Source organism: Hahella sp. NS-SX17 (genome assembly GCF_057367735.1).
In genome coordinates this window covers 729,105-747,157 of the sequence record NZ_CM170632.1, presented here as the reverse complement: position 1 = coordinate 747,157, position 18,053 = coordinate 729,105, and the positions used below count along the sequence as shown (strand labels likewise).

Annotated in this window: 20 protein-coding genes; 11 read left to right on the top strand and 9 right to left on the bottom strand. The window is 51.9% G+C overall.

All coding sequences use genetic code 11. The features are described from left to right. The first annotated feature begins 11 nt into the window (after window positions 1-11). Window positions 12-923, top strand: coding sequence for an EamA family transporter RarD (rarD, locus tag AC2IBB_RS03380; RefSeq protein WP_486331504.1), 912 nt, complete (start codon window positions 12-14; stop codon window positions 921-923). An 83-nt stretch (window positions 924-1,006) separates the two neighbouring features. Here the strand turns inward: rarD and AC2IBB_RS03375 are convergent, their stop codons facing one another. The 5 genes from AC2IBB_RS03375 to AC2IBB_RS03355 form a co-directional block, all read right to left on the bottom strand. Further along, on the bottom strand, window positions 1,007-1,501 hold the full coding sequence (locus AC2IBB_RS03375) for a hypothetical protein (RefSeq protein WP_486331503.1): 495 nt from the start codon (window positions 1,499-1,501) through the stop codon (window positions 1,007-1,009). Between the two features lie 361 nt (window positions 1,502-1,862). Then, window positions 1,863-2,276 (bottom strand): hypothetical protein, encoded by a 414-nt coding sequence (locus tag AC2IBB_RS03370; protein WP_486331502.1) that lies wholly within the window; start codon window positions 2,274-2,276, stop codon window positions 1,863-1,865. 7 nt (window positions 2,277-2,283) lie between these two features. Beyond that, window positions 2,284-3,165: a lysozyme family protein gene (locus AC2IBB_RS03365; protein ID WP_486331501.1), complete on the bottom strand. Its 882-nt coding sequence runs from the start codon at window positions 3,163-3,165 to the stop codon at window positions 2,284-2,286. A 394-nt stretch (window positions 3,166-3,559) separates the two neighbouring features. Then, the gene (locus AC2IBB_RS03360) at window positions 3,560-4,948 is read right to left on the bottom strand and encodes a sigma-54-dependent transcriptional regulator (protein WP_486331500.1); all 1,389 of its coding nucleotides are present in this window, start codon (window positions 4,946-4,948) and stop codon (window positions 3,560-3,562) included. Window positions 4,949-4,952: 4 nt separating this feature from the next. Then, window positions 4,953-6,875: a sensor histidine kinase gene (locus tag AC2IBB_RS03355; protein WP_486331499.1), complete on the bottom strand. Its 1,923-nt coding sequence runs from the start codon at window positions 6,873-6,875 to the stop codon at window positions 4,953-4,955. A 339-nt stretch (window positions 6,876-7,214) separates the two neighbouring features. Here AC2IBB_RS03355 and AC2IBB_RS03350 point away from each other — a divergent pair, with 339 nt between their 5' ends. Continuing rightward, complete coding sequence (locus AC2IBB_RS03350; RefSeq protein WP_486331498.1) at window positions 7,215-7,505, top strand: Lpp/OprI family alanine-zipper lipoprotein; 291 nt, start codon at window positions 7,215-7,217, stop codon at window positions 7,503-7,505. A gap of 9 nt (window positions 7,506-7,514) precedes the next feature. Here AC2IBB_RS03350 and AC2IBB_RS03345 read toward each other — a convergent pair whose 3' ends face one another. Then, complete coding sequence (locus AC2IBB_RS03345) at window positions 7,515-8,462, bottom strand: L,D-transpeptidase family protein (protein ID WP_486331497.1); 948 nt, start codon at window positions 8,460-8,462, stop codon at window positions 7,515-7,517. A 422-nt stretch (window positions 8,463-8,884) separates the two neighbouring features. Here AC2IBB_RS03345 and AC2IBB_RS03340 point away from each other — a divergent pair, with 422 nt between their 5' ends. Continuing rightward, window positions 8,885-9,829, top strand: coding sequence for an NADP-dependent oxidoreductase (locus AC2IBB_RS03340; protein ID WP_486331496.1), 945 nt, complete (start codon window positions 8,885-8,887; stop codon window positions 9,827-9,829). A gap of 10 nt (window positions 9,830-9,839) precedes the next feature. Here AC2IBB_RS03340 and AC2IBB_RS03335 read toward each other — a convergent pair whose 3' ends face one another. Together AC2IBB_RS03335 and AC2IBB_RS03330 are read right to left on the bottom strand one after the other, a co-directional pair. Next, entirely contained in the window at window positions 9,840-10,694 is an 855-nt protein-coding gene (locus AC2IBB_RS03335) for a fructosamine kinase family protein (RefSeq protein ID WP_486331495.1), read from the bottom strand. Next, window positions 10,672-11,493 (bottom strand): hypothetical protein, encoded by an 822-nt coding sequence (locus tag AC2IBB_RS03330; RefSeq protein WP_486331494.1) that lies wholly within the window; start codon window positions 11,491-11,493, stop codon window positions 10,672-10,674. The genes AC2IBB_RS03335 and AC2IBB_RS03330 overlap by 23 nt, the downstream gene beginning before the upstream one ends. A gap of 374 nt (window positions 11,494-11,867) precedes the next feature. Here AC2IBB_RS03330 and AC2IBB_RS03325 point away from each other — a divergent pair, with 374 nt between their 5' ends. The 3 genes from AC2IBB_RS03325 (at window position 11,868) to AC2IBB_RS03315 (ending at window position 14,507) form a co-directional block, all read left to right on the top strand. Further along, a complete protein-coding gene (locus AC2IBB_RS03325; protein ID WP_486331493.1) occupies window positions 11,868-12,902 on the top strand; it encodes a Leu/Phe/Val dehydrogenase in 1,035 nt (344 codons plus the stop codon). Between the two features lie 478 nt (window positions 12,903-13,380). Further along, on the top strand, window positions 13,381-14,046 hold the full coding sequence (locus tag AC2IBB_RS03320; RefSeq protein WP_486331492.1) for a GntR family transcriptional regulator: 666 nt from the start codon (window positions 13,381-13,383) through the stop codon (window positions 14,044-14,046). Between the two features lie 68 nt (window positions 14,047-14,114). Next, complete coding sequence (locus AC2IBB_RS03315; RefSeq protein ID WP_486331491.1) at window positions 14,115-14,507, top strand: hypothetical protein; 393 nt, start codon at window positions 14,115-14,117, stop codon at window positions 14,505-14,507. An 87-nt stretch (window positions 14,508-14,594) separates the two neighbouring features. Here the strand turns inward: AC2IBB_RS03315 and AC2IBB_RS03310 are convergent, their stop codons facing one another. After that, entirely contained in the window at window positions 14,595-15,188 is a 594-nt protein-coding gene (locus AC2IBB_RS03310) for a hypothetical protein (RefSeq protein WP_486331490.1), read from the bottom strand. A gap of 99 nt (window positions 15,189-15,287) precedes the next feature. Between AC2IBB_RS03310 and AC2IBB_RS03305 the strand changes: the two genes are divergently transcribed. The 5 genes from AC2IBB_RS03305 (at window position 15,288) to AC2IBB_RS03285 (ending at window position 18,038) form a co-directional block, all read left to right on the top strand. Next, window positions 15,288-15,845, top strand: coding sequence for a thioredoxin family protein (locus AC2IBB_RS03305; RefSeq protein ID WP_486331489.1), 558 nt, complete (start codon window positions 15,288-15,290; stop codon window positions 15,843-15,845). Between the two features lie 52 nt (window positions 15,846-15,897). Continuing rightward, window positions 15,898-16,449: a YqiA/YcfP family alpha/beta fold hydrolase gene (locus AC2IBB_RS03300; RefSeq protein WP_486331488.1), complete on the top strand. Its 552-nt coding sequence runs from the start codon at window positions 15,898-15,900 to the stop codon at window positions 16,447-16,449. 161 nt (window positions 16,450-16,610) lie between these two features. Then, window positions 16,611-16,904, top strand: a complete 294-nt coding sequence (locus AC2IBB_RS03295; RefSeq protein WP_486331487.1) for a DUF2470 domain-containing protein — start codon at window positions 16,611-16,613, stop codon at window positions 16,902-16,904. Window positions 16,905-16,975: 71 nt separating this feature from the next. Then, window positions 16,976-17,791, top strand: a complete 816-nt coding sequence (locus AC2IBB_RS03290) for a hypothetical protein (RefSeq protein ID WP_486331486.1) — start codon at window positions 16,976-16,978, stop codon at window positions 17,789-17,791. Window positions 17,792-17,846: 55 nt separating this feature from the next. Continuing rightward, window positions 17,847-18,038: a CPXCG motif-containing cysteine-rich protein gene (locus tag AC2IBB_RS03285; RefSeq protein WP_486331485.1), complete on the top strand. Its 192-nt coding sequence runs from the start codon at window positions 17,847-17,849 to the stop codon at window positions 18,036-18,038. Window positions 18,039-18,053: the final 15 nt, after the last annotated feature.

Genomic DNA, 18,053 nt, shown 5'->3' with positions numbered 1-18,053 from the left:
TGCAGGAACCCATGAGCGCATTGTCCACACAGCCATCTTCACCCACCGGCGCTCTCGCCGCTTTGGGCGCATTCCTCATTTGGGGATTCATGCCCATTTACTTCAAACAGCTGAGCCATATGCCCGCTCTGGAAATCCTGGGGCACCGCATCGTCTGGTCCAGCGTGCTGACAGTCTTCTTGTGCGCCGTCAGCGGACGCTTGATGGCGGTGCGCGCGGGCCTGCTCGAATGGCGCAAATTACGGTGGCTGGCGTTGTCGGCGTTATTGGTGGGGGGCAACTGGCTGCTGTTCATCTGGTCTGTAAACAACAACCACCTGACAGAGGCGAGCCTGGGTTACTACATCAACCCTCTGGTAAATATGCTGTTAGGCTATTTGTTCCTGGGCGAGCGATTGACCTTTCTGCAACGCATCGCCGCCGCCCTTGCCGTGGGCGGCGTTTTGCTCGAAATCATCGCCTTCGGCTCCCTGCCCTGGATCGCTATCGTACTGGCGCTCTCTTTTGGATTTTATGGCCTGCTGCGTAAACAGGTAGCCGTGGACGCCGTAAGCGGGTTGTGTGTGGAAACCTGCTTGCTGGCGCCGGCCGCCCTGATCTATATGTGGACCTCCGCTTCTCCCGCCAGCAATATGTTCTCTAACGACAGCTATCACAACTTGTTGTTGCTCGCAGCAGGTCCGGCCACCACTTTGCCGTTATTATTATTCATCATCGCAAGTCGCAGGCTGACTCTGACTATTCTTGGCTTCTTCCAGTACCTTGGCCCAAGCATCATGTTCATCCTGGCGATAACGCTCTACCAAGAGCCTGTGCCACAAGGTAAATGGACGACATTCATCATTATCTGGTGCGCTTTGGCGCTGGTGTCCTGGGATGCGATGATGCGCTATCGCGCGCGTCGGTTGGCGCCGACGGCGTAACGCCTCCCAATGCATAGAAGGTAATTAGTGGGGGAAGCAGAAAGCAGCGGGCGACCTCTCGCCCGCTGCGAGGCGCGAAATTCTTAGTTAATCCGCACCAGAGAGTTACGTTCCGCCTCTGACAGTTGGTCGATGGATACGATAGTCAGGTCGCCGTTATTCTGGGTTGAAGCATATCTGTCTTCCAAAACCGTCGCCTTTCCATCGGGCAGCTTCCACATTGCGCCAGTAATGGGGTCAACTATCAACATACCAATCAACCCACCCAGCAAAATATTACCGAAATACCAGCCATCCAGCGTGCTTTCAAGCATAACGGTTTTATCTACATAGCCATCTTTGTGGAACGTCACTCGGTACTTCGCTTTTTGAAAGTAGCTTCCACCCGAACTAAGCGTCACTGTCGCAGGGGTATGCCCTGCATGGATTTCATTACCATTTAAATCTTCAATGACAAACTGCGCATTTGACGGAGAGCTGCTTATCGCCACTGGATAGCTGCTTTCACTGACAATACTCGCGCAACCCGTGGAAAAAATAAAAGAAGCTAAAACCGACACTGCCACAAACTTTTTCATAGATATTCCTGAGACGACTTATGTACCAATGCTAATTGATAGCCCGACATACAACCGACTACGCCAGCGGTGAAAACCACCCGTTATCATCAAAAGCTGCAGGCTACCGTTAGATGCGCCACTCACCCCGGTCAAACCAGATGAAGTAACAACACGGAGGCCATTATGTACATGCAAGCTGAATTGAAACTGAATGGATAATTTTTATGATTAAATCTCAGAAATTTTTATAGGTAATGTTCACTTGATATTATTCACTACTACCAAAAGTTTCACGCGCCTTGCAAAAAACTCCTCAAAAACAGGACTTCCCCTCCCCAATATGCGCCCAATGGGATCCCGTCTAAAAATAAATATATTCTTATTTTTTATGGCACTGCAACGGATCAAAATGGTTTTTTCTAACGGGAAGCTCACAACTTAATACAATCGACTCTCCTTCAATATAAAAATATTCAATTGTAAATTCTATACTACTCCCGTCCAAAGAAACATCTTCCACAAAAGCCCCACTTGACTTACTTAAGCTCAGCTCTTGGTTATTGTAAGGGAGTTCTTTTACAGTCAAAGTTTCTATCGGGTTAAAATTAGGACGAGAAAGAATTTCAAATTGAATAATAGGGTTAAGCTCCATATTGTGCTGAACTATCCTGATAACCTGCCCATTAACAACTTCTGTCTTAATTTGACTTACCGAAGCTGGCACTCCTGTACTTTCAGTCAGAGCTGAGCAGGCAATAGGCGTTAAAAGAAGAAAACATAAAAGTCTTTTCATAATTCATCTACTTAGCTTTATCTAAAAATTTATTACGTCGTTCAAAGCGATCCTTAGGTACGTTTGGCCAATTACTTTTATTACTCAGTTGTTTTTTAAATTCTTCGACATCGTTATCCACAATACTTTTCTGTATAATTTTTCTCGTTGATCCAGTATAGTCACCTCGAAACTTGAGATCTATAACGATATCTTTAATGGCGGAGTTCAAGCTGTCCCATTTCGTTTCACCATAAGCCAATACCACATCCTTCTTTCCACATATTCTTTCAACTTCACCGCTCTCTGATTCGTAACTTTTCTTGAAGATATTTAACTGCGTATTCGCAGAAATCTGGAAGTCGAGCAGATCATTATCAATAATAAAGCGTTCAGCACTATTGCCATAAAGTCCAGAAGCAAGCTTTAATACTTCTGCATTTTTTGTATTAACTCCCGCATTAATTAAGTCTAAATATATTGCAGACGCCTCTTTCCTTCTCATGTCATATCCGCGACCCAGAGTAAGGCCAGATACAGCAGAAGGAACATGAAGTTTGCGCGAGTGGTACTTTCCACCTTCATTGCCTTCTGACTCCCACGTCACAATCCCAAAATCTGGTGCGGTAATCGCCACAGATTTAAAAACCGAGTTACTAAGATCGATTAAACTCTTAAATGTTTTACCATTCGGGTCAACCCTTCCATCAGGTGAAGACACCTTCATATAGCTAGTTTGGAAGTCGTTTATAGCTGAAACTAGATTTGAGTCGCTTTTCCCATTGATTACAAACGACTTTTCTTTGTTAATTCGCAGGTACACATTGATCAGGGCTTGAATTAGCTTAACGTCTTGTTGAGCATTCTTTCCGTTTTTACCAACGGAGCTTCGTATTCTTAAAGAACTCATAATAGCCTGAAAAAAATATTAGTTAAAATGTAAGAAGCGTCATTTGGCTAAAAAAGACGTCAAAAATAAAAAATAGCATACCCGACTCTTACCAATAAAAAGTGTAGTTAAAATTCAATGACATGCATTAATTGGCAGGTTGGCGTGCATGCAAGCAAATCGCACTATGTGGCTACAAATTTTTAGCGTCGCCAAACCGCGTGATGGTAACCCAATCGTCAGTCCCACAGTTTGGGCAGGATCACTCTCGGACGACGCAATAAAGAAGACGGGTACTGTGATGAAATACCAAAGCGCGAACAGCGAAGCAACCAGCGCCAACACGAAACACAACAGACGTTTCATAAAACGAAATAACTTCATGCCTTGAAGAGAAAACACCAGAATGCGAGCCCTACTCCGAGTCGCGAAAATCCTGGCGGCTAATGCCGTATTTTTTCATTTTGTCGTATAGGGTTTTCCGCGGCAGCCCCAGGGCGACAAGGGTATCCTTGATGCTGCCCTGGTGAGCGGCCAGGGCTTCGCGGATAAGCGTCTGTTCGTATAGCTCCACCTTTTCCGTCAGCGTTCGGCGGCTTTGTATTTCAGGTTCGCCAAGCATATGTTCCATGTCAAAAGAACACTCCTCTCCCATAATCACATAGCGTTCCGCCAAATTGCGAAGCTCGCGCACATTGCCTGGCCAATTGTGGGTCAGCAGGCGATGTCTTTGTTCGGCTTTTAGCGGAACTATTTCCTGCTGATAACGAGCGGCGGCGACCAAAGCAAAGTGTTCAAACAGCAGTGGGACGTCCTCAAGGCGGTCCTGCAGGGAGGGAATTTCCACCGCCACTGTATTCAGCCGATAATATAAATCGCTACGAAACTCACCTCTATCCGCCATTTCCTTCAAACTGATTTTAGTGGCGGCGATCACACGCAGATCCAACGGAATCAATGTATTGGACCCTAGACGCTCCACTTTGCGCTCCTCCAACACCCGTAAAATTTTGACCTGCAGGGACAATGGCATACTCTCTATTTCATCCAGAAACAGGGTGCCGCCATTGGCGTGCTCAAACTTACCGATACGGCGTTTATCCGCACCGGTAAAAGCCCCGGCTTCATGGCCGAACAGTTCGCTTTCAATAAGATTCTCGGGCACCGCGCCACAGTTGATGGCGACGAAGTTGTGCTCGCGCCGGTTGCTATGCTCGTGCAGGTAGCGCGCCACCAGCTCTTTGCCGACGCCGGTTTCGCCAAACAGCAGAATGTCCGCCGGCGTGTTCATGATTTGTTGCAGTACGCGCCGTAATCGTTGAATCGCTGGAGTACGCCCGAGAATTCGCGGTCCGGGTGCGTTTTGTTCCTGCAACTCTCTCCGCAGATCCCGGTTCTCCAGCGTTAGACGGCGCTTGTCCATCGCCCGCCGAATCGTGTCGAGCAGGCGTTCGTTGCTGAAAGGCTTTTCAATGAAGTCATAGGCTCCTTCACGCATGGCCGAAACGGCGGTAGAGATATCGCCGTGTCCGGTCACCAGAATCACCGGCAACTCGGAATCCACTTTCTGCAGCGCCTGCATCAACTGCAATCCATCCATCCCCGGCATATTGATATCGCTGACCAACACGCCAGGCCAATCGGTTTGCAAATTTTGTAGCGCCTCTTCCGCACTGAGAAAGGTCTCCACTTGCAACCCGTCCAGCTCCAAGGTCTGACCAACGGACTGCAGAATATGCCGGTCATCGTCAATGAAATACACCATCAATTCAGCGCAGGACGCACCCGTGTTTTCTGACTGCAAAATCTTACTCCTCACTATCTCCGCCTGCCGGTTGCAGGGCGGCTTGAGAGTCAACAATACTGGAAGCCTCCGCCTGGGCCAGCGGAAGTTCGACCACAAACAACGCCCCCCCTTCTTCATTATTAACGGCGCGCAGCTCCCCCTTCATCGACTCGATGATTCTGTACGAAATAGAGAGGCCTAACCCCAGGCCCTGCCCCCTGTTTTTAGTCGTGTAAAACGGCTCGAAAATATGCTGCATTACATGCTCAGGAATACCGGACCCCGTATCGCGCACCTGAATCCAAACCCTGTCTCCCTGCAAATCGCACCGAATGCGCAGCTGTTTTTGCGGACCGCCAGACATAGCGTGCAAAGCGTTAGTGACAAGATTGATCAACACCTGCTCCAAACGCACCATGTCGCCCTGTACATAAATATCGTCAGCGACAGCGTCTATGCGCCAGTCCACATGCGCCCGTCGCAACTCCGGCTCAGTAATTTTCAAGGCCGCGTCGATACAACTGTTGACGTGCACCGGCCCGGACACATTGGCCTCTTTGCGGGCGAAGATTTTCAATTGCCCAATAATGGATGCCATGTGATCAGTCAGACCAACAATTTCCCGCAAATTCAATTGCGCCTTTTCCGGCATATTGCGCTCAATGAAAGCCTGCGCATTCTGCGCATAAGTGCGCAACGCCGTCAGCGGTTGATTCAGCTCGTGATTGATGCCTGCGGATAATTGCCCCAGCAATGCTAGTTTAGCGGCTTGAATCAGCTCATCCTGGGTCAGTTTAAGCTCTTTCTCCGCCCGCTCCCGCTCTTCCACCTCCTCAAGCAGACGCGCATTGGCCTCGGAAAGATCACGAGTACGGTGTTGCACGCGCGCCTCCAGCAGATCGCGGGCGGCTCGCAGAGCCCGTTCCCGCCGCGCACGCTCCACCAACAGCAACGCCAGCAGCACAATGATAAAAATCATCGACAGACTGAGCAGCAGAACATTGCTGATTTCTTTTTTCACACGCTCCATCGGCAACAGTACCTGCACTTTCCACCCGGCTTGGGGCATATCCGCAGATTTGCTCAAATACGTCTGAATGCTATCGTCACCTAGTCCTGCGTGGACAAATCGGCTGGAGGAGTCCAGCAACGGCTCCGATACTGGCGTTTGCGCCAGAACCATCGGCTTCAACAACGCTGGATCATAGCGTTGCTCTCTTGCTATCTCCTGGGCTTCCGCCGCGCCTAGCGCACGAGTGAGCCGGAAACGCCATTCCGCACGGGTGGAGATAAATACAACGCCATAATTATCCGTCACCAGCACTTCGTAGGCGTTTTTTCCCCAAGGACTCCCCCAACGCTGCTCGACGGCGGAAAGGTCGATCTTGACCACGATTACGCCCAGAATGACGTCGTCATCCGACACCGGAAAAGAGAAATAGAAACCACGCACCCCGGAGGTCGTGCCAAGGGCGAAGTACTGTCCGGATCGTCCCTGCATGGCGTCCGAATAATAAGGGCGATAAGAAAAGTTGTGCCCGATAAAAGTTCGCGGCAAGCGCCAATTACTGGCGGCGATGGTGTCCCCCCGCGCATTCAGCAGATACACATCGGCTGCGCCGCCAATGAAGTTAATCGATTCCAGATATGTATTGGTGCGGTTAATCAGTTCAACGTTCGTCGGGTCCTGCAACAGCCCCAGCAAACGCGGGTCCACTGCGAGAATATGGGGCAGAGATTCATATTTACTCAATAACGCTTGCAGGCTGGAAACTGAGCGTTGCAACTCATTGGCGGCGTCCTGTTCCAGATCTCTAACGGCTGACGTTCTAGCCCAATCTTCAGTGACGTAAATCATGCTGCTGAAAAGTAAGCATAAAACTAATACGAAAATGCCGCTGCGCAGATAACGCCAACCTCCCTTCCCAGCGCCGGAGGCCGTCACACGCGATGTTTCCCATCGCTTAATCCCGCTTTTAAATATGACCATTTATTAATAAATCTGATTAAGCATATTTAGTCGACACACCCTTAATTATCGTTCGTTTCACGAGATCAGGGGAATATTATGCAGCGAAGATAGGAGCGTCCACTGAAACGCCCTGTTATAGGGCATAAATAAATTGATACTTGAGCAGAACTTACTAATTAATTATTCCGATTAGCATTTATACTTAATGGCTTTAAAACCCGAAGCAGTCTAATTAAACTAACCCGGCGCTTTGAATCTTCGGTTCAAAGTCAAAACAGATTATCACTACCCATAAAAAAGGGGGAAACCTCAATGAAAAAACTTCTAGTTTCAGGGATCGTTATGTCTTCGTTGCTTGCCGGTGGTTGCGCCAGCTTGACTGAGCAAGACCGTCAGGCCCTCGACGCCGCCACGACGACTGCGAACAACGCAGAGCAAGCTGTTTCCGGCGCTCAAAACACTGCCGATACAGCTCTGTCACGCGCTAACCAGGCTTACGCCAAAGCGGAAGAAGCTTTAGCTGCAGCTCTGGCTGCTCAAAAGGCGGCTAACGAAGCAAACGAACGTGCGCGTCGCATGCTGGAAAGAGCCAGCATGAAGTAATCCGGTTCCTCAAGAACCGGATTGCATGCTTGCGGCCAGGGACGGCTGCAGCTCTCCTACCGGCGAGGGAAGGCCAGTCAGATCCGCCAACGCTTTCGTCACCTTATCCTCGTCCACCATCACGCTGACGCCAGTCGACTGTAGTTTAAGCAACTGATAGGAAAACTCTTCCCGCAGCTTTTGCTCAGTGACATCGGCCTCCGCATGCACTTCTATCCACAGTTTGCCGTCGTCCACCGCCAGCTTGACCGACTGATTGATAACCTTTACCGGCGTGTTGTCCGGCACCATCGTCATCATCTGCTTGATATCCCAGTTATACAGACGAATGCAGCCGTGGCTGACGCGCATTCCAATGCCTACGCCTTTGTTGGTGCCGTGTATCAGGTAGCTGTCCGCATCCAGTTTAAACGCATAGGCGCCCAGGGGGTTATCCGGTCCGGCAGGAATGGCTCGGGGCAAGTGCTCGCCATACTCTTCCATCTGTCTCTGGCGTATTGACTCTGGCGGATACCAGGTCGGGTTTTTCATACGGGTGACAATCTTGGTGTCCATGATCGGAGTGGGGAAGTCGATGGTGCCGATACCAATAGGTACGGTATACAGACGCTTTTTATCCGGCTGGAAATAGTAAAGACGATACTCCGCCAGATTAATCAGAATGCCATTGCGTAATCCAGGCGGCAGAATAAAACGTCCCGGAATGACAATCTCGTCGCCTTCGGCAGGCAACCAGGCGTCTACGCCAGGGTTGGCGCTCACCAGCTCATTAAACCCGAAATTGTATTGCTCGCCGAGATCGACGAAGGTGTATTCTCTTTTCGCTACCAGCCGATGTTCTCTACCGACGATATCCTGCTTGGGATTCCAAGTCAGCTCCAGCGCCCCGGCAGAACCGCTTAACGCCTGGATGCTCACTGCGCCAACTAATCCAATCAGGGCTGCTTTCAGCTTCATTTTTTTTAATTCCTGTAACGATACTAGTCGTGTTCGTTTATGAGGTCGTATTCTGAGCGGCATTTTAGCACTAACCCCCGACAATCCCAGAGCGGGGTGTACCTATTAGTCAGGCAGACAAATAGTCTCCTTCTATACTGTCTGCAACGACAGGGCCTTCCTGGTGCATTACATATCCGCCGCATAACTTATGCGCTATATACAATAATCTATTCATTCACAATTAAAAGTCCACCCGCGCTCCAGCGCTACGTCAAGCCTTTTCTGTTAAAACACAAATAAATAAAGGTCCCCGCCGCACTGAAACTGCACTCCCGAAAAGGTATACTTGCCCACATTAAATAACGTTTAAATAACTCAAAAGAATAATACTCACCTGCAGTGAGGCCGTCTTTAGAGGTTGTTCACAGGAGGTAATTCCCATGAAGATCATCCAGATAAGTGAATTTGGCGACCCATCCGTTTTACGGCTGGTCGACGCCAAAACGCCTGCCCCCTCCCCCAATCAAGCGTTGATAAAAGTGCGCGCCTGCGGCGTCAACCCCATTGATTTCAAAACCCGCAGAGGCTTGGGGTTCGTGGCCGAGAAGGTCAAGACACGCATGCCCTGGACCCCCGGATACGATATCGCGGGAGACATCATCGAAGTGAATGGCGCAGGCTTGCCCTTTGAACCCGGCGACCGGGTTTGCGGACTGGTGAACTTCCCTTTACCCGCTGGCGGTTATAGTGAATACATTGCATTGTCCACTGATAACCTGGTTAAAATCCCTTCCGAGCTTTCTTATGTGCAAGCCGCCGCATTGCCACTGGCCGGCTTGACCGCTTGGCAGGGACTATTCGAAGTCGGCGCGCTGTGCGCAGGGCAAAAAATCGTTATTCTGGCCGCCGCTGGCGGTGTTGGGCATATCGCAGCACAACTGGCGAAGAGTAAAAGCGCTCATGTCTGGGGCACAGCGTCCAAACCTCATCACGATTTTCTGAGCAGTATTGGCGTCACTCCTGTGGACTACCACAATCCCCATGAGCTGGAAAGATTGCGCAATATGGACTTCGTATTCGACGCCGTGGGCGGGGAAACTGGTTTGGCGGCGTTGGAGTTCCTCTCGCCAAAAGGGGCTTTGGTGACATTGCCGACCATCAGTGCGACTTATATCTGTGACGCGGCCCAAGTTCAGGGGAAACAGGCCAGCGGCTATACCGTGCATCCCGACCCCCGACGCCTACAGTCATTATTGACATCAGCCGCCAAGGAAAAGCTGCACGTGGAAGTTCAAGCGACCTTCCCACTTGCACAGGCGGCGGAGGCCCATCGTCTTTTAGAGAGCGGCCACGTACGCGGCAAAGTCGTCCTGACGATGGACTAAGGCTCGCCTGTCAGGCGTATACGCTCAGTATGCGCTGCACCTGCCCGGAATATCCGCCTCCGAATAAGTTGAGATGATTCAACAAGTGGTAAAGGTTGTAGATGTCGACGCGATCACGCCAACCTTTTTCCAGCGGATACGCCGCTTCATAGGCGGCGTAAAACTCTTCCACGAAGCCCCCAAACAACATGGTCATGCTCATTTCCGCCTCCCGCCAGCCGTAGTAGCAGGCGGGATCGATCAACACGGGAGCGCCATTCTCATCCTGATGCGCATTGCCAGACCATAGATCGCCATGCAGCAACGATGGCGGCTGCTGTGGAACCAGTTCCGGAAGCTTGCGACACACGGCCTCCAAGCGCCACATGGAGCCACTGTCCAGTTTGCCGCAGTCATAGGCAAGCTGTCCCTGGAACAGCAGGCGCTGCTGAGCAAAGAAGACATACCCATCCGTGTAATTGTCATTGGGCTGTAAGGTAGTCCCGCAATAAGTGGCGAATCCAAAACCAAACTCCGACGCTGTAGACAAATGCTGCCTGGCCAGCCCTTCGCCAAAACGAGCCCAGTAATCCGGCGCTCTCTCGCTGGGTTCCAGCCACTCCAACAGCAGATAGTTTTCAGCATTGGCGATCACCACCGGCACGCGCACGCCTTTGGCTTCACGCAGTATATCCAGTGAACGCGCCTCCACCGAAAACATGCCTACTGGCGGTGAGCCATGATACTTAAGGAAAAACCGTTCCTTGCGGCTGGTATGAATTTCCAGGGTTTGATTAATGCACCCCCCGCCCACAGACTGTGAGGACTCAAGCTCGCCGTACCCATTTTCCGATAACCAGGCGCTAACCTCCTGAGTGAAGCTCATAATCATTTCCATGTAAGCTGGGCGCCGTCGCCTGCGCCATTTTTCCAATATGGGACTGCATGACAGCGTGAATCTGCCAGGCTTCCTGCCAGAGCTGACGCGTTCTGATAGATGCATCATCACTGAGTTCTTTTTCCAACAGGCGAGGATGATAAAGTCGAAACATCACATTCAGATTACTGAGTCTGCGAGGAAAACGGGGAATACTGAGCATACGGGAGTCCCGTAGTCGTTGCTCCATGTTTCTGGGCAACACCCTCCCCACACCCACTAGCCAAGGGGATATACGCACCGGCCTGGCCCAGGCTTCCGCTCCCTGATGCAGGCATAACAACAACGGCGCATGAGCGCGCAGGGATAATTCAATGAAACGCGGACTAAGAAAAGGCTGCACATTCACGCCATCGCCGAAACTACAATTCTCTCCCTCCGGCATGATAAGGCAGTCCGTGTAGCGACTGGCTCGCATAAGATGCAGTACATCACTGAACGACAAGGCGCGATCAACCTGGGTCAACAGCGTAAAAAGCTGCTTCAGCACCGGCGCCTGATAGTAACCCCGCCACGTCAACGCAAAAGGCACACGCTCCTCGCCGCCGCTACGCAAATAAGCGTGCATTAGAGCAATCGCCGCAGCCAGAGCGCCCAGCGCCGGGCCATGATTCATTGCCACCACCAGCTTGGGGTGCTGTTCGAGAATGGCGGACAAATCGTCCGAATCAGGGTGCAACGTGAGTTTCTTGACGTACGCCCATTTCATCAATTCATTCGCCAGCGCAAGTTCTTCAATCGTACGCACGGCCGGAATCTCCTTTACGCTGTGGAGCGCCAGCTTAATTATTTATTTTAAATAGGTTTCTCCGTTAACTAAGAGCATAGCCAAGCCGCTCCCCTATGTCACTGCGCCAGTATTTTTCCCGGACCTGACAGCGGGTTTATTAAGCGGCCAGGTCGTTTTATACTCAAACGAGGTTATGACCCGTCTTTACTGCGGGGAATACCCCCTAACGCGGACCCTTAGCCTCCAACAGCAAAGAGCATCCGCCCAAAATAAAAAAGCGCGTTTCCTCTGTTAACGCGAGGTTATCACCTTTCACGGCCCCAGCCAGGCGCGGCGACCACAAGTCACCCTACCCCTTAGCTGTAACGTGAGTTTTAAAGAGGAGTGCAGTCATGTTTGATCTGCTCGACAAATATCGAGTCAACGAATTGCATGTCAGAGACGATGCAGACAGTGGACTCAAAGCAATTATCGCTATTCACAATACCCGTCTCGGTCCCGCCTTGGGCGGCTGCCGTTTTATCTCTTACGATTCCACTGAAGCGGCCCTGCTGGACGCCGTTAGGCTGGCCAGAGGCATGAGCTACAAGGCTGTCTTGGCGGGCGTGGAACAGGGCGGCGGAAAATCCGTCATCATGAAGCCCAAAGGAACGTACGATTCGGAAAAGCTTTTCCGCACATTCGGCCGCTTCATCGAGTCTTTAAACGGACGTTACATCACCGCAATCGACTCCGGCACCAGCGCACGGGAAATGGATTACATACGCCGCGAGACCAACCACGTCACTAGCACCAGCGACGAGGACAACCCCTCTCTGTACACCGCTCGCGGCGTATTCGAAGGCATCAAAGCCGCCGTTGCTTATAAGCTAAAGCGCGATTTGAGCGGCGTAAAGGTCGCTATACAGGGGGTCGGTAATGTCGGCTACCTGCTTTGCAAATTTCTATACCAGGCTGGCGCTAAGCTTGTCGTAGCGGATATCGATTCCGCAAGAATCCAGCGTGTACGGGAAGAGTTCAATGCGGAAGCAGTTAGCCCGGCTGAAATCTATCGCACTCCCTGCGAGGTCTTCGCTCCCTGCGGACTTGGCGGAGTCATTAATGACCAAACTCTGGAACGGCTTAATTGCCTTATCATCGCAGGCTCTGCGAATAACCAACTGGGAGAAAACCGCCATGGAGACGTACTCCACCAGCGCGGCGTTCTGTACGCGCCGGACTATGTCATCAATGCTGGCGGGTTAATTTACGCCTCGTTGCACCATAGCGGTAATAAACAGTTACTCATTGACGACAAAACAGCGCGAATCGCCAACACCTTGACGGAAATCTTTACTCAATCAGAACAACAGCGCGCACCGACCAGTAAAATCGCCGATCAATTAGCGGAAATGCGGCTTTATCAAGGACTTTCCGCCGCTGCTTGAGGCGGATTGAAGCTGGGACCGAATACAAAACCGGTAAAAACAGTAAAAATGCGCTCACAATTCCCCGTTCGCCCGCTAATGACGGGGCGAACGGGAGATTTCCCAGATGGTAAATGACCGGGAAAGGTCTACACTGGATTATAAGGACGCCCCCGATTGAGCGTCAGACACTGGCGATTGCTCTCGTTCGTGTGTAGTCGACGTGGAAGGGAACGTTCTTTATCTGCTGCGCTTGCGGAGCCGGATTCGGCTCCGCTTTTTTTTGTCCGGTGCGTTTAATATGCGCGCGGCCTGCTTCAGAGTTATCGGCGCCTTTTCATATAACTTTAAGTTATTTATTGAGAACGCATTGTTATCCGTCCAAACGGTAACCCTCCCGCAGGTTGCGGCTTCTGCGGTTTTCTTCAAGCAATTTCTATGCAACCATTAGCGCCCTGTAACCCATTCCCATCTTTCGTTCGCCCGCATCGGGGTAAAAATGACCTTCAAACCCAAGGAGACGCTGACTGAGCAGGTCGCCCAGCATCTGGAAGATCTGATCGTACTCGGCCAATTGCAGTCCGGCCAAAGAATCTTCGAGAACGCGATGTCCAAAGAGCTGGAAGTCAGCCACGGCTCCATCCGAGAAGCCCTCTTGCTACTGGAAAAGCGCTATCTTGTGACCAACGTGCCCCGCAAAGGCGCTTTCGTCACTGAATTGAACGAACATTTCGTCGCTAGCCTGTACGAAACCCTGCTGCTGATTTTGAGTCACACTGGCGTCAAATTGGTGCGTAACTGGCGCCCTCAGGATATGGAGCGCCTGGAATCGCTTTATACGCAGATGAAAAACTGCTTTGAAAAAGGCGATCTGCTGAACTTCCATCAAATCGGCGTCGCGTATACACAAGCCTCGCTGACCTATGCGGATAACTATTTCATCATCAATATGGTCAACGACCTCTGGCCCTCCGCCAAACGCTGTAGTTTTATGGCCTTGCGTCAGGGTCCCAAAATCATCGAAGACAACCTGTCTTACATGCGCAATTCTCTGGACGCAATTCAACAGCGCGACGAAAAAGTCCTGCTATCTATTCTGGCGTCTTACGCGGAAAGCCAGCGTCAACAAGTCATCGATTGTGTGAGAGCGCAGACGCAACGGTGAGAACAGAACAGACAATTGGTCGCTTGCTGCGGCCCCATACTTCCCGTTGTGGAAAGGTCTTGCCGCTCATGTTCAGCTTCGCGCTGCTGGCTGGCTGCGCCGGAAAAAGCGCCCAACCCGACGTATCCGAGCCGCAGCCGGAAGCGCCGACGGTCGACGATGCGCAGTCTACTCCTGAACCTGAAGCGCCGGAGCCCAAACCGCCAACTCGCCGGACCAAACCAAAGCAGAAAGAAACCTGTGTTTTCCGGCCATTGAAGGGCGTGGCGGAAGTCTTGGAGATTTACCCCCGGCAATGGCTAATGAGCTTTTATCCCGGAGACTTGGAGTTCGTCTATCCCACTCCGACCGGGGCGCCGGAGCCAGCGCAAGGAGAGGAGTTTCGGGCGATTCGCTATAAGAGATACAGCGGTCCCTGCCCCGAAGAGTTCTACGAGCTGATGGGGCCCTTGCACTACTAAACAGGCTCGCAGGCGCATCCATGCGCCTGGTTCTTAGCAGGCCAATATCATCGCCATGTTGATAAACAAAGGCCTGAGGGAGAAATCTTATTTGCGAGGTTCTTCCAGCTTAATATGACTGGTATCTGGAGCCGGCGGCGGCGGGTCTTTTTTCTTTTGTCCGAGATCGCTGCCGGTAGGCGCCAGTTGCAGGTGCGACAAATCTGGTTCAGGCAGAGGCAGAGTTTCATGATGCTCAGACATTGCCGACCCAACTGGCGCGATATCCCAGTCCACATCCGACAGAATTTCATCTACCTTCTCGCCGGCGACAGGCAGGCCTCCTGCTGGTGAAGCAGACTTAATAGATTTCGCCGTCGGAGTGGGCTGCGGCGCAGCTTCACGCACAGCGGGTTGAACGGGAGCAGAGGACGCCGCTGTTGGCGCTGGCGCAGATTCCTTAATTTCCGGCGCGCCCATTTCACGAATCAGGCACACAGCGCCATTCTTGTGCAGCACGGCTTTGTATTTTTGAGCGGTCGCATCGTCCAGACGATTGCGCAGCACCACTGCTTTGCCGGAGAACATCTGCTCCACCTGCGCGGGCGACGCCTTAAACAGTTTTGCGACATTATCTTTAACTTGGTCCAGCGAGAAACCGTCCACCACGCCGCCGGTAAACACCAATTCGTATTGCGCCACTCATATCTCCTTCAGTTTCTTTTTAATGGTAAACTCTACCCGTCAGCCTTGCCAGTCAATACGCTAAATTCCCCCAGGAAAACAAAGAAGGAGACTACAATGGCCCTGACCTCTTCCACCATGCTCGCACTGGGCTCCCGCGCGCCGAACTTCAATCTTAGCGATACGCAGGGACGTCACTGGTCGCTGGCGGATTTCAGCGATGATCCTGCGCTGCTGGTGATGTTCATCTGCAATCACTGTCCCTACGTCATCCATTTGAAGTCTGCGCTGGCGGAATTGGCGCGCGATTACGCCGCCAAAGGCCTAGGCGTCATCGCCATCAACGCGAACGACGCGAGCGCATACCCCGCGGACTCTCCAGAAAATATGGCGCTGGAAGTCGCTCGCTACAAATACGTGTTTCCTTATGTCTACGATGAGACGCAAGACATCGCCAAAGCTTATCAAGCTGCCTGTACGCCGGATTTTTTCTTGTTCGACGCTCAGCGCCGACTGGTTTATCGAGGTCAGTTCGATGACAGCCGTCCTGGCTCCGACAAGCCTATTACTGGAAAAGATTTACGCCAGGCGGTGGACGCGCTATTAAACGGCGGAGAAATTGCCTCCGATCAACGCCCAAGTATGGGGTGCAGTATAAAGTGGCGCGACGCTTAACGGTTGTAGCGCCTGACTCTCGACAAATTGGCAGGAGGCGACAGGATAGACGATGTGGCGGGTCATTTTTTCCCACGGCCGTGACAGCGGCCCTTGGGGCGGAAAAATTCAGTATTTGTCAGATATCGCAGGCCGCATGGGATTCGCCATCACCAGCGTGGATTACCGCGGCATCTCTGACCCTGACGAACGAGCGGAACACTTATTAAGACAACTGCCCGGCAACGAACGTCTGATATTGGCAGGCTCCAGTATGGGCGCTTATGTCTCGCTGAAAGTTTCCCAGGATCATCCTGTCGAAGGCTTGTTTTTATTAGCCCCAGCGATCGGTCTGCCTGGGTATGCAGAACCCTGGCTGAAGCCATCGGCCCCACATACTGAAGTCGTACATGGCTGGAGAGACCACCTGATTGAGCCGCAAAATGTGCTCCAATGGGGAAGTCAGCAGCGTTGCACTCTACATTTTGTCGATGACAACCATCGTCTATTGATCAGCCTGCCGCAGATCGGCGGCTGGTTCGAGGGTTTCCTGACGGCGCGACTTCGCGACGCCGAAAACAGGCTGCAGGCAACCTGTTATAGCGCCGCCAATGCATACTATTAACCAGGCAGACAAATAGCTTCCCTCTATTTGTCTGAAACGACAGGTACTGCGCATGACAGAGCCTGTCTCCCGCGGCTAAGCGCCGCGCAGGCGCATGAATGCGCCTGATTATCAACATGCCAATATCGTTGCCATGTTAATAACCACCGGAACTTGAAGCTATGACCCTTTCCACCCAAGACGTAACCGGCATTATTCAGCACATGAACGACGACCATGCAGAGACGCTCTGTAACTATGTCCGATACTATGGCGGCGTCCATGACGTGGTGTCCGCGGAGCTGACGGAAATCACCAGCCACGAGCTTTATTTGCAGGTGATCGCCCACAGTCTCTCCTGCAAACTGTCCGTCCCTCTGATTCGCTCGATTCATTCAACGGATGAGGCGCGACAAGTCTTGGTGGAAATGGCCAAGCAAGCCAAAGCCGGGCTCGCAAGCGAGAAGAGTTACTAAAGTCTGGGCTCCATAGAAACGCAACATTCCAAAGCTGGCTTCTCACCTGTCTATATTATTAGAGTCCAGCCATGGACATCCTGACTCTGCAGGCAACCAAGATTGTCATCACTGTGGCGACGGTCATGGGTTTGGCCTGGGTCGCAGAGAGAGTAAGCACTCGCACTGCTGGGCTGCTTTCTGGTTTTCCCTTGGGAACTGCTATCGCCCTGGCGTTCATTGCGATAGAACAGGGTTCGGCGTTCGCCGCCGCCAGCGCCACCCACGCGTTGCTTGGGTTTCTGGCGGCGCTGGCGATGACCTCCGCATATTTATTCTGTCTTAAGCTGCCCTATTCCGTCATTTGGGCGCCCCTGTCCGGCGCTCTGGCGTTCATTGCAGCGAACGCCGCGCTCAGCCTGATCAGCGGCGGTCTGTGGCGCAATCTGGCGATCGCAGGGATAGGGGTCACACTGATCGCCGTCGCCTATAAAAATATTCCTTCGGTGAATATCGTCGTCTCTGTGCGTTTAACCTACCCGGTATTACTTTTACGCGGTTTCCTGTCCTCAGTATTGGTCCTCGCCATCACCGCATTAGCCTATCTCGGCGACACCCTTCTTGCGGGACTTTTTGCAGCATTTCCCGTGACCTTCCTTCCCCTTCTGTTCATCGTTCACCTGAGTTACGGCCCAGATCCCGCCCGCACCCTGATCAAGTACTATCCCGTCGGACTCGGTTCTCTGCTCGCCTACACCCTCACCGTCGCGCTGACTTATGATCGCCTGGGCGTCTTCCTGGGTACGCTTACCGGCTTCTCAGTCGCCATTGCTTACCTGGCGCTATTGAGACTCATTCGCCAGCGACCGCAGCCAGATGCGCGATCACACAGAACAGGCTTGCCATAGCGCAGTTTTTGATCTATCACTTAAATACCTATCTGTATTGCCCGAGAAAGTAGAAATGTTGCGTTACTGCGAGGTTTCCTGCCCCTATTGCGGGGAGACCCAGACTGTTGCTGTCGACTGCTCCACCGAAATTCAGGATTACTACGAAGACTGCCGTATTTGTTGCCGCTCTATGTCCGTACACGTGACCTGTAGTTTTGAAGGTGAAGTGCTGGACCTGTGCGTCAGAAGTGAAGACGAGGCTTAGTCGGCGTTCTTACGC

Coding starts and splice junctions, on each gene's coding strand:
- rarD (WP_486331504.1), top strand. CDS start 12: ATGAGCGCATTGTCCACACAGCCATCTTCACCCACCGGCGCTCTCGCC.
- AC2IBB_RS03375 (WP_486331503.1), bottom strand. CDS start 1,501: ATGAAAAAGTTTGTGGCAGTGTCGGTTTTAGCTTCTTTTATTTTTTCC.
- AC2IBB_RS03370 (WP_486331502.1), bottom strand. CDS start 2,276: ATGAAAAGACTTTTATGTTTTCTTCTTTTAACGCCTATTGCCTGCTCA.
- AC2IBB_RS03365 (WP_486331501.1), bottom strand. CDS start 3,165: ATGAGTTCTTTAAGAATACGAAGCTCCGTTGGTAAAAACGGAAAGAAT.
- AC2IBB_RS03350 (WP_486331498.1), top strand. CDS start 7,215: ATGAAAAAACTTCTAGTTTCAGGGATCGTTATGTCTTCGTTGCTTGCC.
- AC2IBB_RS03345 (WP_486331497.1), bottom strand. CDS start 8,462: ATGAAGCTGAAAGCAGCCCTGATTGGATTAGTTGGCGCAGTGAGCATC.
- AC2IBB_RS03340 (WP_486331496.1), top strand. CDS start 8,885: ATGAAGATCATCCAGATAAGTGAATTTGGCGACCCATCCGTTTTACGG.
- AC2IBB_RS03335 (WP_486331495.1), bottom strand. CDS start 10,694: ATGAGCTTCACTCAGGAGGTTAGCGCCTGGTTATCGGAAAATGGGTAC.
- AC2IBB_RS03325 (WP_486331493.1), top strand. CDS start 11,868: ATGTTTGATCTGCTCGACAAATATCGAGTCAACGAATTGCATGTCAGA.
- AC2IBB_RS03320 (WP_486331492.1), top strand. CDS start 13,381: ATGACCTTCAAACCCAAGGAGACGCTGACTGAGCAGGTCGCCCAGCAT.
- AC2IBB_RS03315 (WP_486331491.1), top strand. CDS start 14,115: ATGTTCAGCTTCGCGCTGCTGGCTGGCTGCGCCGGAAAAAGCGCCCAA.
- AC2IBB_RS03305 (WP_486331489.1), top strand. CDS start 15,288: ATGGCCCTGACCTCTTCCACCATGCTCGCACTGGGCTCCCGCGCGCCG.
- AC2IBB_RS03300 (WP_486331488.1), top strand. CDS start 15,898: ATGTGGCGGGTCATTTTTTCCCACGGCCGTGACAGCGGCCCTTGGGGC.
- AC2IBB_RS03295 (WP_486331487.1), top strand. CDS start 16,611: ATGACCCTTTCCACCCAAGACGTAACCGGCATTATTCAGCACATGAAC.
- AC2IBB_RS03290 (WP_486331486.1), top strand. CDS start 16,976: ATGGACATCCTGACTCTGCAGGCAACCAAGATTGTCATCACTGTGGCG.
- AC2IBB_RS03285 (WP_486331485.1), top strand. CDS start 17,847: ATGTTGCGTTACTGCGAGGTTTCCTGCCCCTATTGCGGGGAGACCCAG.